This is a genomic window from Pseudomonas bohemica (assembly GCF_002934685.1).
GTDB lineage: Bacteria > Pseudomonadota > Gammaproteobacteria > Pseudomonadales > Pseudomonadaceae > Aquipseudomonas > Aquipseudomonas bohemica.
This window is the reverse complement of the sequence record NZ_NKHL01000121.1, coordinates 367,511-382,450: the sequence shown is the minus strand read 5'-3', so window position 1 is coordinate 382,450 and position 14,940 is coordinate 367,511. Positions and strand designations below refer to the sequence as shown.

The 14,940-nt window shown below is 57.8% G+C and carries 12 protein-coding genes and 1 rRNA gene; 10 read left to right on the top strand and 3 right to left on the bottom strand.

The window, feature by feature from the left end:
* Positions 1-63: 63 nt before the first annotated feature.
* The 3 genes from CE491_RS29270 to CE491_RS29255 form a co-directional block, all read right to left on the bottom strand.
* Positions 64-1,600: ribosomal RNA gene (locus CE491_RS29270) — 16S ribosomal RNA — on the bottom strand.
* A 595-nt stretch (positions 1,601-2,195) separates the two neighbouring features.
* A complete protein-coding gene (locus tag CE491_RS29260; protein ID WP_110951795.1) occupies positions 2,196-3,416 on the bottom strand; it encodes a CaiB/BaiF CoA transferase family protein in 1,221 nt (406 codons plus the stop codon).
* 10 nt (positions 3,417-3,426) lie between these two features.
* Complete coding sequence (locus tag CE491_RS29255; RefSeq protein WP_110951794.1) at positions 3,427-4,608, bottom strand: acyl-CoA dehydrogenase; 1,182 nt, start codon at positions 4,606-4,608, stop codon at positions 3,427-3,429.
* Positions 4,609-4,781: 173 nt separating this feature from the next.
* Between CE491_RS29255 and CE491_RS29250 the strand changes: the two genes are divergently transcribed.
* The 10 genes from CE491_RS29250 (at position 4,782) to CE491_RS29205 (ending at position 14,743) form a co-directional block, all read left to right on the top strand.
* Entirely contained in the window at positions 4,782-5,678 is an 897-nt protein-coding gene (locus CE491_RS29250; RefSeq protein ID WP_110951793.1) for a LysR family transcriptional regulator, read from the top strand.
* A gap of 437 nt (positions 5,679-6,115) precedes the next feature.
* Positions 6,116-7,237 (top strand): Re/Si-specific NAD(P)(+) transhydrogenase subunit alpha, encoded by a 1,122-nt coding sequence (locus CE491_RS29245; RefSeq protein ID WP_110951792.1) that lies wholly within the window; start codon positions 6,116-6,118, stop codon positions 7,235-7,237.
* An 11-nt stretch (positions 7,238-7,248) separates the two neighbouring features.
* On the top strand, positions 7,249-7,584 hold the full coding sequence (locus CE491_RS29240; RefSeq protein WP_110951791.1) for an NAD(P) transhydrogenase subunit alpha: 336 nt from the start codon (positions 7,249-7,251) through the stop codon (positions 7,582-7,584).
* Positions 7,584-9,029, top strand: a complete 1,446-nt coding sequence (locus tag CE491_RS29235; RefSeq protein WP_110951790.1) for an NAD(P)(+) transhydrogenase (Re/Si-specific) subunit beta — start codon at positions 7,584-7,586, stop codon at positions 9,027-9,029. Before CE491_RS29240 ends, CE491_RS29235 begins: the two co-directional genes overlap by 1 nt.
* Before the next feature lie 189 nt (positions 9,030-9,218).
* Positions 9,219-10,712: an acetyl-CoA hydrolase/transferase family protein gene (locus CE491_RS29230; protein WP_110951789.1), complete on the top strand. Its 1,494-nt coding sequence runs from the start codon at positions 9,219-9,221 to the stop codon at positions 10,710-10,712.
* Between the two features lie 319 nt (positions 10,713-11,031).
* Entirely contained in the window at positions 11,032-11,247 is a 216-nt protein-coding gene (locus CE491_RS29225) for a DUF1127 domain-containing protein (RefSeq protein WP_110951788.1), read from the top strand.
* A 455-nt stretch (positions 11,248-11,702) separates the two neighbouring features.
* Entirely contained in the window at positions 11,703-12,020 is a 318-nt protein-coding gene (locus CE491_RS29220) for a DUF2388 domain-containing protein (RefSeq protein ID WP_110951787.1), read from the top strand.
* Positions 12,021-12,125: 105 nt separating this feature from the next.
* Entirely contained in the window at positions 12,126-12,431 is a 306-nt protein-coding gene (locus tag CE491_RS29215; protein WP_110951786.1) for a DUF2388 domain-containing protein, read from the top strand.
* A 33-nt stretch (positions 12,432-12,464) separates the two neighbouring features.
* On the top strand, positions 12,465-12,785 hold the full coding sequence (locus CE491_RS29210; protein ID WP_110951785.1) for a DUF2388 domain-containing protein: 321 nt from the start codon (positions 12,465-12,467) through the stop codon (positions 12,783-12,785).
* Complete coding sequence (locus CE491_RS29205) at positions 12,782-14,743, top strand: DUF7844 domain-containing protein (RefSeq protein WP_110951784.1); 1,962 nt, start codon at positions 12,782-12,784, stop codon at positions 14,741-14,743. Before CE491_RS29210 ends, CE491_RS29205 begins: the two co-directional genes overlap by 4 nt.
* Positions 14,744-14,940: the final 197 nt, after the last annotated feature.

Here is a 14,940-nt window from a genome sequence, read left to right as displayed (position 1 = left end):
ATCGTCTTCTTCAATGAATCAAGCAATTCGTGTGGGAACTTGTGAAGAAGCTGAGTCTTCGATTAAGGAGGTGATCCAGCCGCAGGTTCCCCTACGGCTACCTTGTTACGACTTCACCCCAGTCATGAATCACACCGTGGTAACCGTCCTCCCGAAGGTTAGACTAGCTACTTCTGGTGCAACCCACTCCCATGGTGTGACGGGCGGTGTGTACAAGGCCCGGGAACGTATTCACCGCGACATTCTGATTCGCGATTACTAGCGATTCCGACTTCACGCAGTCGAGTTGCAGACTGCGATCCGGACTACGATCGGTTTTGTGGGATTAGCTCCACCTCGCGGCTTGGCAACCCTCTGTACCGACCATTGTAGCACGTGTGTAGCCCAGGCCGTAAGGGCCATGATGACTTGACGTCATCCCCACCTTCCTCCGGTTTGTCACCGGCAGTCTCCTTAGAGTGCCCACCTTAACGTGCTGGTAACTAAGGACAAGGGTTGCGCTCGTTACGGGACTTAACCCAACATCTCACGACACGAGCTGACGACAGCCATGCAGCACCTGTCTCAGTGTTCCCGAAGGCACCCAACCATCTCTGGTCGGTTCACTGGATGTCAAGGCCTGGTAAGGTTCTTCGCGTTGCTTCGAATTAAACCACATGCTCCACCGCTTGTGCGGGCCCCCGTCAATTCATTTGAGTTTTAACCTTGCGGCCGTACTCCCCAGGCGGTCAACTTAATGCGTTAGCTGCGCCACTAAAATCTCAAGGATTCCAACGGCTAGTTGACATCGTTTACGGCGTGGACTACCAGGGTATCTAATCCTGTTTGCTCCCCACGCTTTCGCACCTCAGTGTCAGTATGAGCCCAGGTGGTCGCCTTCGCCACTGGTGTTCCTTCCTATATCTACGCATTTCACCGCTACACAGGAAATTCCACCACCCTCTGCCCTACTCTAGCCTGCCAGTTTTGGATGCAGTTCCCAGGTTGAGCCCGGGGATTTCACATCCAACTTAACAAACCACCTACGCGCGCTTTACGCCCAGTAATTCCGATTAACGCTTGCACCCTCTGTATTACCGCGGCTGCTGGCACAGAGTTAGCCGGTGCTTATTCTGTCGGTAACGTCAAAACACCAACGTATTAGGTTAATGCCCTTCCTCCCAACTTAAAGTGCTTTACAATCCGAAGACCTTCTTCACACACGCGGCATGGCTGGATCAGGCTTTCGCCCATTGTCCAATATTCCCCACTGCTGCCTCCCGTAGGAGTCTGGACCGTGTCTCAGTTCCAGTGTGACTGATCATCCTCTCAGACCAGTTACGGATCGTCGCCTTGGTGAGCCATTACCTCACCAACTAGCTAATCCGACCTAGGCTCATCTGATAGCGCAAGGCCCGAAGGTCCCCTGCTTTCTCCCGTAGGACGTATGCGGTATTAGCGTCCCTTTCGAGACGTTGTCCCCCACTACCAGGCAGATTCCTAGGCATTACTCACCCGTCCGCCGCTGAATCAGGGAGCAAGCTCCCTTCATCCGCTCGACTTGCATGTGTTAGGCCTGCCGCCAGCGTTCAATCTGAGCCATGATCAAACTCTTCAGTTCAATACTGCAATTAGGTTTTGAGAAAACCTTATAAACTTGGCTCAGCAATCGTTGGTTAAACCATGATTTCTCGTGGAGTAATTGGCGATGCTGATAATCTTGCGACTTCAGTCTTACCGCACAAGCACCCACACGAATTGCTTGATTCAGTTGTTAAAGAGCGGTGGTCAAGACCTTTCGTCTCAACCGAGGCGCGCATTCTACAGCGTCCTCTGTATCTGTCAAGCGGTTATTTTCAGAAGCTTTCAAAGTTTCCTTTGCAACTTCAACCACTTGCGCCTCGTTCGACTTGCCGTCTCACGTCAGCGGGAGGCGAATTCTACAGCGTTACAACCTGCTGTCAACCCCTTCCTCATCGCTGTCGATTCAAGCCGCTGAACCGAGGCGCTTCCTCGCCGCTTACTTCGTCCAACCATTTGATTATCAAGGAGTTTTCCGTTTCGTCTGCGCCGGAAGTGGGGCGAATTATAGAGAGATTCAGAGGGGCGTCAACACTTAATTCGAAGTTTCCATCAAAAAACTAAAAATTTAGGAAAATCAGCCATTTCCTTCTGTTTATATAGCGAGCACAAACGCCGCCCTATATATGGCCGAACTAAAGAACGCCGCTCTCGCGCAGAGCCATGACTGCTTCATCCGACAATCCCAGAACACCCGTCAACACCTCCAGCGTATGCTCACCCAGCAATGGCGGTGCGCGGCGATACTCCACAGGTGTTCCGGACAGCCGAATCGGGCTTGCCACTTGAGGCACTGTCCCACCCAGCGCGTGCGGCAGGTCGAGTCTCAGGCCGCGCGCCTGGACTTGAGGATCGGCAAACACCTGCGCCACATCATTGATAGGGCCGCATGGAACGCCTGCACGCTCCAGCGCCGTCACCCACTCGGCGGTCGTCTTGAATACAGTGGCCTGCCGGATCAGCGGGATAAGCTCCGCCCTGTGGGCCACTCTCTGCTTGTTGGTCGCGAAACGCGCATCATCCGCCCACTGTGGCTGCCCCGCGACTTCGGCGAACTTGCTAAACTGGCTGTCGTTACCCACGGTGAGGATGAAGTCACCATCGGCTGTAGGAAAGTCCTGATAGGGCACGATGTTCGGGTGAGCATTACCCAAGCGCCGAGGCGGCGTTCCGGTTGTCAGGTAATTCATCGCCTGGTTCGCCAGACATGCGACCTGCACATCCAGCAACGCCATATCGATGTGCTGCCCAACGCCGCCCTGATCACGGTGAGCAAGTGCCGCCAGAATTGCGGACGTCGAATACAGCCCGGTAAGAATGTCGGTCAACGCCACACCGACTTTCACCGGGCCAGCACCTTCCTCGCCCTCGGGACGGCCGGTCAGACTCATCAGCCCGCCGAGCCCCTGGATCATGAAGTCATAACCCGCACGCTTGGCATAGGGGCCAGTTTGGCCGAAGCCGGTGATCGAGCAGTAGATAAGCCTCGGGTTTTCGGCCTGCAACGATTCGTAATCCAACCCGTAAGCCTTGAGCCCGCCGACCTTGAAGTTCTCGATGACGATATCGGACTTCGCTGCCAGCTCACGCACCAGTTTCTGACCTTCCGGACGGGTGAAGTCGATGGTGACCGACTGCTTGTTCCGATTGGCAGACAGGTAATAGGCAGCTTCAGAAGTGCTCTCCCCCCGAGGATTCTTCAAAAAAGGAGGTCCCCACGCGCGGGTGTCGTCGCCATTGCCCGGGCGCTCGATCTTGATCACGTCAGCGCCAAGGTCTGCAAGAATCTGCCCCGCCCATGGCCCGGCCAGCACCCGGGAAAGGTCCAGCACACGCAAATGCGATAGCGCGCCCATGGCAGGCTCCTTAATAGAACGCCTGAATGCCGGTCTGCGCGCGCCCCAGAATCAGCGCATGGACGTCGTGAGTCCCTTCATAGGTATTCACCACTTCCAGGTTGACCAGATGACGGGCAATCCCGAATTCGTCAGAGATTCCATTGCCACCGAGCATGTCACGGGCCATCCGCGCGATGTCCAGGGACTTGCCACAGGAGTTGCGCTTCATGATTGACGTGATTTCCACCGCCGCAGTGCCTTCATCCTTCATGCGTCCGAGACGCAGGCAGCCTTGCAGCGCCAGGGTGATTTCCGTCTGCATGTCGGCAAGCTTCTTCTGGATCAACTGATTGGCTGCCAACGGCCGCCCGAACTGCTGACGATCCAACGTGTATTGGCGGGCGGTGTGCCAGCAGAACTCGGCAGCCCCCAGCGCGCCCCAGGAGATGCCGTAGCGCGCGGAGTTCAGGCAGGTGAACGGACCTTTAAGGCCACGGACGTCCGGGAAGATGTTCTCTTCCGGCACAAAGACGTTATCCATCACGATCTCGCCGGTAATCGAGGCGCGCAGACCGACCTTACCGTGGATCGCTGGCGCGCTCAGGCCTTGCCAGCCTTTCTCCAGCACGAACCCGCGAATGTCGCCCGCATCGTCTTTGCCCCAGACAACGAATACGTCAGCGATCGGGCTGTTGGTGATCCACATCTTGCTGCCGGTCAGGCGATAACCGCCGTCGACCTTCCGGGCGCGCGTGATCATGGCGCCTGGATCAGAACCATGGTTAGGCTCGGTCAGGCCGAAGCAGCCGATCCATTCGCCAGACGCCAGCTTCGGCAGGTATTTCTGTTTTTGAGCTTCGGTGCCGAACTCGTTGATCGGTACCATCACCAGCGATGACTGCACACTCATCATGGAGCGGTAGCCGGAATCGATGCGCTCGACTTCACGAGCGATCAGGCCGTAGCAGACATAGTTCAGGCCGCTGCCGCCGTATTGCTCGGGAATGGTCGCGCCCAGCAGGCCGACTTCACCCATCTCGCGGAAGATCGCCGGATCGGTATGTTCATGACGGAAGGCTTCGAGGACGCGAGGGGCGAGTTTGTCCTGGGCGAACTGCTCGGCGCTGTCGCGAACCATGCGCTCCTCTTCAGTGAGCTGCTGATCCAGCAACAGCGGATCGATCCAGTTGAAGCTTGCCTTGGCACCCATGATCTTCTCCTCGCTAAACGGTGTCCCGGTCCGAGCCGGGGAAAGTCGTGGATTGATCCTAGGCGTGGATCAGCACCGGGACAAACGAGGATTTCGCATAGCCTTGTGCTAATTTCTCACTCCGAAACAGCACAAAAAGCCGTATTTCCGCCTGACGAGTGAGGTTCACGTACATGCGCCGCAAGATTCCCAGCACTGCCGCTCTGGTGAGCTTCGAAGCGGCTGCCCGTCACGGGAGCTTTACCAAGGCTGCTGAAGAGCTTTCCCTCACTCAAAGCGCCATTTGCCGACAGATTGGCAGCCTCGAGGAATTCCTCAATGTGGAGCTTTTCCGACGCTCACGCAGAGGCGTGAAGCTGACAGAAGCAGGACTTTCCTACAGCCGACGGGTCGCGACACAGCTAGACGCCGTAGAGCGAGACACCCTGTCCGTCATGGGTCATCAGGGCGCAAATGTGCTCGAGTTGGCCGTCGTCCCGACCTTCGGCACACAGTGGCTATTGCCTCGCCTCAAAGACTTCCAGCAGCACAACCCTGGCGTAACCATCAATCTGACCAACCGCACTCGGCCTTTTCTGTTCGCCGATACCGAATTCGACGCCGCCATCTACTTTGGTGATGCCGACTGGTCAGGTACGGAATCTCATCGACTGATGAGCGAAAACCCCATGCCGGTTTGTAGTCCCGTTTTGCTAGGCAACAAGACCCATCTCAGCGCTCGCGAATTGTCCGACATGCCGCTGCTTCAGCAAACAACAAGGCCTTACGCGTGGCGCCAGTGGTTCAACTCGACAGACATGAATGTCGCCCGCGACATGACGGGGCCGCGATACGAGCTATTCTCCATGCTCGCCCAAGCGGCCATGCACGAGATGGGCGTGGCGCTAATCCCGCCGTTTCTGATTCAACGTGAACTCGCGGAAAAGCGTCTCGTAGTGGCCAATTCCCACGCATTATCGAGTGTAAAAGCGTATTACCTGATCATTCCTGAGCGAAAGGTAGAATCAGCGTCGCTAAAGGCGTTCAGAGACTGGCTCGTTCAGCAAGCTGAAACCTATGCTCTGCCTTGATTTGCGAGGTTTAGGAGTGCCTACCTCACTATGTAGTCGACCGGAATTTCGGACTACAAATATCTCGATATGTCGCATTTAAGAAACACCTGTGTTCTTTATCAAAAACAGGCTGTACGCGTTGCGCCACGTGGCTTTCAGCTTGATCCAGCATCATTCTGCCGACTGATAGCGAAAAAATTTCAGACACCCTTATTTTCGCTACAGCCCTTTAAATATAAGGCCTTCAGCGGTTTGTTGCGTCAAACGGTCACAGGGTGACTTGTAGTTGAAGACACGTCGCGTTACAGAATTCCTTGAAGCCCCTCAATTCCGCCTGCAAAATGCCGCGCCCCCGTCTTGTATGGCGGGGGCGTGGTGATCGCTGCCCCAGACGCGCCATCCGCAGTGCGCTGGCCTATTTTCAAAAGATAAGAAGATCACGCAGGAGATTTGACGTGCACATTGGTGTCCCTCTAGAAACCCAGTCCGGTGAAACTCGGGTTGCTGCAACTCCGGAAACCATCAAGAAGCTCATTGGCCAGGGTCATAAGGTCACCGTCCAGTCAGGCGCAGGTATTACCGCCAGCGTGACGGACGGCGCTTATGAGGCGGCGGGAGCTTCTATTGGCAGCGCCGCCGATGCCTTCGGCGCCGAGCTGATCCTCAAGGTCGTCGCTCCCGGCGATGGCGAACTGGCTCTGATCAAGAGCGGGACCGTCGTCATCGGGATGCTCAATCCCTTCAACAACGAAATCATCGCCAAGATGGCCGAGCGTGGCATTACCGCCTTCGCCCTCGAAGCTGCACCGCGAACTTCCCGCGCGCAGAGTCTCGATGTGCTCTCTTCGCAAGCCAACATTGCCGGTTACAAATCGGTGTTGCTGGCCGCGCATCACTATCCGCGCTTCATGCCGATGCTGATGACCGCTGCCGGTACGGTGAAGGCTGCACGCGTGTTGATCCTCGGAGCAGGCGTCGCCGGTCTGCAGGCCATTGCCACTGCCAAGCGCCTTGGTGCAGTGATCGAGGCATCGGACGTCCGCCCTGCGGTGAAGGAGCAGATCGAATCGCTGGGGGCCAAGTTCGTCGACGTGCCTTACGAGACCGACGAAGAGCGCGAGGCCGCTGTAGGAGTCGGCGGTTATGCGCGTCCGATGCCTGCCAGCTGGATGCAGCGTCAAGCTGTAGCCGTCCACGAACGCGCCAAGCAGGCTGACATCGTAATCACCACGGCGCTGATCCCGGGCCGCAAGGCGCCGGTGCTGTTGAGCGCCGAAACCGTGTCGCAGATGAAACCTGGCTCGGTGGTCATCGACCTCGCGGCGGCTCAGGGTGGCAATTGCCCGCTGACCGTGGCCGACCAGGTGGTAATCGAGCACGGCGTCACCATCGTCGGGCACACCAATCTGCCTGCGTTAGTGGCTGCCGACGCTTCGGCTCTTTATGCACGTAACCTGCTGGATTTCCTGAAGCTGGTCTTCACCAAGGAAGGCCAGTTCGAGATCAACCTCGAAGACGACATCGTCGCTGCGTGCCTGATGTGCCGCGACGGCCAGATTGTCCGCAAGAACGGCTGAGGATAAAAACAATGGAAGACATGCTGATCTCTCACGGCGTCTACAACCTGATCATCTTCGTGCTGGCGATTTACGTCGGCTACCACGTGGTCTGGAACGTCACCCCTGCGCTGCACACGCCGCTGATGGCCGTGACCAACGCCATCTCGGCCATCGTGATCGTCGGCGCGATGCTCGCTGCCGCGCTGACCGTCACCCCACTGGGCAAAACCATGGGCACACTGGCCGTGGCCCTGGCCGCAGTCAACGTGTTTGGTGGTTTTCTGGTCACCCGCCGCATGCTGGAAATGTTCAAGAAGAAGGCTGCTCCTGTTAAGAGCGCAGCCAAAGATGAGGTAGCGAAGTAATGAGCATGAACCTCGTCACCCTCCTGTACCTCGTTTCGGCGATCTGCTTCATTCAGGCCCTCAAAGGTCTGTCGCACCCGACCACGTCCCGTCGCGGCAACCTGTTCGGCATGCTCGGTATGGGTCTGGCGGTACTGACCACGATCGGCCTGGTGTTCAAGCTGGCGGCACTGTCCACCGACGGCGCCAGCGCGGGTATTGGTTATATCGTCGTGGGCCTGCTGGTAGGCGGCACCGCCGGTTCGATCATGGCCAAGCGCGTCGAAATGACCAAGATGCCAGAACTGGTCGCGTTCATGCATAGCATGATCGGTCTGGCCGCCGTGTTCATCGCCATCGCCGCGGTGGTTGAGCCTCAATCGCTGGGCATCGTTCAGCATCTGGGCGAGTCGATCCCGACCGGCAACCGTCTGGAGCTGTTCCTCGGTGCGGCGATCGGCGCGATCACCTTCTCGGGCTCTGTCATCGCGTTCGGCAAGCTGTCCGGCAAGTACAAGTTCCGCCTGTTCCAGGGCGCGCCGGTACAGTTCGCGGGGCAGCACAAGCTCAACCTGATCCTGGGTCTGGCGACGCTGTTTTCCGGCATCACCTTCATGCTCACCGGCAGCCTGTTCGCGTTCAGCGTCATGCTGATACTGGCGTTCGTCATCGGCGTGCTGCTGATCATCCCGATTGGCGGCGCTGATATGCCGGTTGTCGTCTCGATGCTCAACAGCTACTCGGGCTGGGCGGCAGCCGGTATCGGCTTCTCGCTCAACAACTCGATGCTGATCATCGCAGGCTCGCTGGTAGGTTCGTCCGGTGCGATCCTCTCGTACATCATGTGCAAGGCCATGAACCGCTCGTTCTTCAATGTGATCGGCGGTGGTTTCGGCGGCGCAACGGACAGCGGCGCAGCAGCAGGCAGCAAAGAAGCACGTCCGGTGAAATCCGGCTCGGCTGACGACGCGACCTTCCTGCTGACCAACGCCGACACCGTGATCATCGTTCCCGGCTATGGTCTGGCGGTGGCACGGGCGCAGCACGCACTTAAAGAGTTGACCGAGAAGCTGACCCACGCCGGTGTGACCGTGAAGTACGCGATTCACCCGGTGGCCGGTCGGATGCCTGGCCACATGAACGTTCTGCTGGCCGAGGCGGAAGTGCCTTACGACCAGGTGTTCGAGATGGAGGACATCAACTCCGAATTTGGTCAGGCCGACGTTGTGCTGGTGCTCGGCGCCAACGACGTGGTCAACCCGGCGGCGAAAAACGATCCCAAGTCGCCTATTGCCGGCATGCCGATTCTCGAAGCCTTCAAGGCCAAGACCATCATCGTCAACAAACGCTCGATGGCCAGCGGTTACGCAGGTCTGGATAACGAACTGTTCTACCTCGACAAAACCATGATGGTGTTCGGCGACGCCAAGAAAGTCATCGAAGACATGGTCAAAGCAGTGGAATAAGGGTCTGGTCTGTTACTAACCAAGCCCTCGGCGCCTTTACTGGCCGAGGGTTTTTTACATCTGCCGTAAAAGTGTTTTGCGCTTAAATCCCCTAATTAGAGCCCTCGAATGCGACCTTGGTCGTGGGACGAAAAAAATTCAAATCTCTAGACTTGGCCGCTCGCATCCTCGTCTCGAGATAAAAAAATCATGCACCGTGAACGTATTCGCCTGCCTTCTTTAATGAGCAAGGTAATGAGCGCGGCCGATGCCGCTTCGCTGATCAAGGACGGCATGACCGTCGGCATGAGCGGGTTCACCCGCGCCGGTGAAGCGAAGGCCGTGCCCAGGGCGCTGGCCGAGCGCGCGAAGGTCTCCCCGCTGAAGATCAGCCTCATGACCGGCGCCAGCTTGGGCAACGACCTGGACAAGCAGTTGACCGAAGCCGGCGTGCTGTCCCGCCGCATGCCGTTTCAGGTTGACAGCACTCTGCGCAAGGCTATCAACGATGGCACAGTGATGTTCATCGACCAGCACCTGTCCGATACAGTCGAACAGTTGCGCAACCGCCAGATCAAGCCGGTGGATATCGCTGTTATCGAATGCGTGGCGATTACCGAAGAAGGCCATCTGATACTGAGCACCTCAGTCGGCAACTCGGCCAGTTTCGCAATCCTCGCGGAGAAGGTGATCGTCGAGATCAATATCGCTCAGCCGCTAGAGCTTGAGGGCCTGCACGACATCTACATACCGACCTATCGCCCGACGCGCTTGCCTATTCCAGTGCTCAAGGCCGACAGCCGCATCGGTAGCCAAGCCGTGAAGATCGATCCGGCGAAGATCGTCGGCATCGTTTTCAGCGATCAGACCGACTCACCTTCAACTGTACTGCCCGCCGACCATGAAACGCAGGCCATCGCAGGCCATCTGGTGGAATTCTTCAAGAACGAAGTACGGCAGAATCGCTTGACCAACCAATTGATGCCGCTGCAGGCGGGTGTCGGCACCATCGCCAACGCGGTGATGACAGGTCTGATCGACTCACCATTCCACGGCATGGCTATGTATTCCGAAGTGCTACAAGACTCCACTTTCGATCTGTTCGAGGCTGGCAAGTTGGATTTCGCCTCGGGTTGCTCCATGACGTTGTCCGAACGCAAGCACGACGCAGTGTTCAACAACCTGAAGCAGTACAAACCCAAACTGTTACTGCGCCCTCAGGAGATTTCCAATCACCCCGAGGTGGTGCGGCGCCTGGGCATCATCGGGATCAATACCGCGCTGGAGTTCGACCTGTACGGCAACGTCAACTCCACACACGTCTGCGGCACGCGGATGATGAACGGCATTGGTGGCTCGGGTGACTTCGCCCGGAACGCGCATCTGGCGATCTTCGTCACCAAGTCCATTGCCAAGGCCGGTGCAATCTCCAGCGTAGTGCCGATGGTCAGCCACGTTGACCACACCGAGCACGATGTCGACATCCTCGTGACCGAGCAGGGACTGGCCGACCTACGCGGCCTTGCGCCTCGCGAGCGGGCCCGCGTCATCATCAACAACTGCGTTCACCCAGCTTATCGCGAAGCGCTGAACGACTATTTCCGCAGGGCGTGCGCCATCGGCGGCCACACCCCTCACGTGCTGCGCGATGCACTCAGTTGGCACCTGAACCTCGAAGAAACCGGCCGCATGCTGGCCGTGTGAGAAAACAGTTTGGAATTGACGACGCTCTTTGCTCGTCAGTTCCAAACTGCTGAACTGAATTTTTGCGAAAACTGTTCTGCTGTACCGGTAGTCTTCCAAGGGGAAAACACAGATTTCACTATTTCGGCGCACAAAATGCACCGATTCAGTGCCTACCGGTACAGTTGCCCCATATATGAACAAAACAGTGCCTTCTCACAGTTAACTGGAGCAGCACAATACAAGTGAACTGTGTCTGGAGAGAGCAGGGCAACAGGAGGAAGATTGGCACCAATCAAGTCACTATCTAATCCCGCCACAAGCGGAAGGAAGAAGCACCATGGAACGCACCGTAAGTTCCGAACTGTTCTACGAAGAAACCGCAAAATCCGCTAAAGCCTCGTTGCCGCTGCGCATGTTCGCCAACCTGATGCTCTGGCAGCGTCGCCTGTCCAGCCGCCACCAGTTGGCCCGTCTGGATGCTCGTCTGCTGGCTGACGCCGGTATCAGCGAATCCCAGCGTTACGAAGAACTGAGCAAGCCGTTCTGGCGCTAAGCTAGCGTCTGCTGGTCCCGGGCTACGAGCCTCTCACCAGCAACCCGAATTGTTCAAACAAGACCCGTCGCAGGTGACTGCTGACGGGTCTTGCCGTTTCTGGCCTGTGTACAAATCAGGTCGTACTGGCCACCATCGATTGCTTCTGTGTTCAGCAAGATTTGCCAGGGGTGCCAATCGGGGAGCGCCACCGCCGGCACGCCGTCTTGCTACAGGTAATGCGCCAACAGGTACAGTTTGTTAAATATTCTAATTAAGCAATACAATCCTGACTCCACGTGGCTTTCAGGTCTGTGCCAGCATGGCTGAAACATGGCTGGCCCTTCGCCCTGCTGGTCGATAAAAGAAGGTTACGTTAGTCTTGCTGCAGCCTTTAGCCTCATCGCTCGCGAGACAGCTCTGCTCATCGCCAGATTTGCGCGTGTGGTTTTCAATTGTCTTTGTGGAGTTCATGCATGTCTCGTATTCGCGTTTTGAGCGCAGCCGCGCTTCTGATTGCAGCCACCGCAGCCCAGGCTTCCAGCTTCGTCGTCACCACTGACACCATCGTTCGTGCGCTGGATGCATCGTCCAATGCCACGTCGAAAATTTCCTCTTCCTTCCATGATGACAAAATCGTCCTCGCCGCCCGCGACGACGCTGCCAGCTTTGTCGCCAGCCAAGGCGACATTCGCGGGTCTCGCCTCGAAGGCGCCTTCCAGCACATTCGTGAGGTCAGTCCAGGCTTGAATGCCACCGACGCACAGCTGGCTCAAGCGATTCTGGCAATCTGATTCAGCAAAGCGACAGCTTTGGAAACGCTTGCCCCGACACCTTCACTGGCTCTGGCCGGGGCATTGCGCTAGCCTTGCCATTCGTTTTTCCGATACCGAAGACTCATGCATTCCCTGACTCGCCTGTTGATTGCAGCGACTGCCAGCCTGGTGTTTGCCACTCAGGCTCAAGCGTTCGACACAACCACACAAAGCCTGATCAAAAGCGGGTACGCCACCAGCCAGGTGACGACCGGGCCGTTCGATAACAAACTGATACTTGCCGCCCAGGATGATGCAGCAGCGTTCATTGCCACTGATGGCCAACTGCGAGGAGCACAGCTGGAGTCGGCATTGATATATCTACGTCAAACCTCTCCAAAACTTCATGCAAGCGACCTTGAACTGGCGCAGGCAATCCTCGTCCAATAATCACTTTTTGCATCCCCTTTTTGGAGCCGTGACATGCGTACCCCGCTGATCGCTGCCGCCCTCGGTCTGCTTTTGCTGACCGACGTCGCGCACGCGCAAACCCTGAAAGCCACCAGTAACATTGTTGTGCGTGCGTTGGGTCGCAGCGTCGACTTCACCTCCGACACCACGTCCTCGGTCCGCAACTGGAAGATGGTCGTGGAAGCTCAGGATGACGCCGCCAGTTACGTCGCCAGCAATGGCAACATCCACGGTGCTCGTCTGGACGCCGCCTTTGTCACCTTGCGTGAGCGTCTCCCCGAAGCCCGCAATGCCTCTGATCAGGACCTCGCCGAAGCCATCCTCGCACTGTGAGGCGCTTAGCCGTCTGGCTTCTGGCGTCGGCGCTGTGGCTGGTTTGCACGAGCGCCTCCGCCAACCTGAGCCTGTCGCTGTACACCGACGGGCTCAACCCTGCACAGCAGAAAGCCAGCCAGACGTTGCTCGACGAAGCCATGGCGCACTTGCCGCCGATGTTCGTCAGCAAGCTCGATCGTAAAGTCGAAGTCCGCTGGACCGATGACATGCCGTCCAATGCCTATGGGCGAGCGGACGGTCCTTATCGCCTGGACCTGAATAAACGCCTGCTGAGGGGGCTTACCGACGGCAGTGCGGCCACCACCCGAACCAATCGTCCCCACGGCACTGTGCGCGAAGAGATGCTCGCCACGGTGTTGCATGAACTCACCCACATTTATGATCATGCCCAACTGTGGTCGCCTGAGGACCGCAAGCTGATCATCGCGTGTACGCGTCAGGGCAACAGCATGGGCAAAATCGGCCTGCGCGACAGCTGCCGGGGGCAGACCGATCGGCGCTTCACCTTGAGCGATGACCCGCGCCTGCTCGACCTCGCGGGCTGGCCGCAGTATGTCGGGCGGCGAGGGGAGCGCGAAGAGCGTAACGGCCAGGTTGCCCGCAGCCCGGACATCTACGAAATCAGCAGCCCGCTGGAGTTCGTTGCCGTGAACATGGAGTACTTCCTGCTCGACCCGGCCTATGCCTGTCGCCGGCCAGCGCTGTATGACTACTACAAGACACTGTTCAACTGGGCGCCTGCCACCAAGAGTGAATGTCCGACGTCTTATCCCTACCTCAATGCCGGCAACGACTTCGCGCGCGAGCCGCTGGGCAAGCTCGACCCTGAGCGCGTGTATGAAGTCGACTATCTATTGGCCGAAGCCAACCAGAATCTGGTGAGCCGCTGGGGCCACAGCATGTTGCGGCTGGTGATCTGCAAACCGGGGCGTCCGCGTGGGCCGGACTGTCGTCTGGATCTGGATCAGCATCTGGTCCTGTCCTATCGCGCCTTCGTCAACGACTTGCAACTGTCCAGCTGGAGCGGCCTGACCGGGGCTTATCCATCGCGACTGTTCGTATTGCCACTGGGTCAGGTCATCGACGAATACACCAAGACCGAACTGCGCAGCCTGGCGTCCGTGCCGCTGAAGTTGTCCCGCGAGGAGATCGCCGGGCTGGTGCAGCATGCCGCCGAGATGCATTGGGCATACGACGGCAACTACTGGTTCCTGTCCAATAACTGCGCGGTAGAAAACCTCAAACTGTTGCGCAGCGGCACCAACGATCCGCGCCTGATAGGGCTCGACAGCATCATGCCCAACGGCTTGCTGGAGGTCCTCAAGGGCAGGGGCCTTGCCGACACCAGCGTGCTGGACGATCCGAAAAAGGCCCTGCGCCTGGGGTATCGCTTCGACTCGTATCGCGATCGCTACCAGGCGATGTTCGATGTGCTGCGCAAGAACACTGACGTGAAGCAGGCCACGGTAGAGGACTGGCTATCGTTGTCGGCGAAGGAGCGCCAACCGTATTTCGCCAACGCTGACCTGCGCACCAGCGCGGCGATGTTGCTGCTGGAACAGGCAGGACTGCGTCGTCAGTTGCTGCTGGCGCAGGATGAGGTCAAGCAGCGTTATCTCAGCGCCGTGGAGAAAAAGGACAACCGCGTGTCCCAAGCCACCGGCACGCTGCAGGACATTCTGGCGAACAGCGGTTTCCTGAGTCGTCCGGCTGAACTGCTTGGCAACGGTGGGTATGGCCTGCCGCAGCAAGGGGAATGGGAACGTCTGGAAGCCGAGAGCAGCCAGCGACAGAAACAACTGCAGCGGCTCAGCGGTGATCTGGATAAAGAGGTGAGGGCGCTACTGGAACCTGATCGCGCGGCGGAAATCGCAGCTACCGAAGAAAACCTCAAGCAGGTCGGCGAGCATTTGCGGGCGCTGCACAAGGCGGCGGGCGGGTTGGAGTTGCCTTGATGCATTGAGGGCGACTTGCGGTACAAACGATCAGTTACGGGAGTGAGCTTGCTCACGAAGACTGACTCCCAAACGCCAGATACAAAGTGGATGTACTGGGCCTTCGTGCGCAAGCTCACTCCCACAGGTTCGACGTCGCTTGCTGTAGCGGCACCCTTGAAATCGCTACCTCCGGCAAGCCTTGCTGCGACAGATAG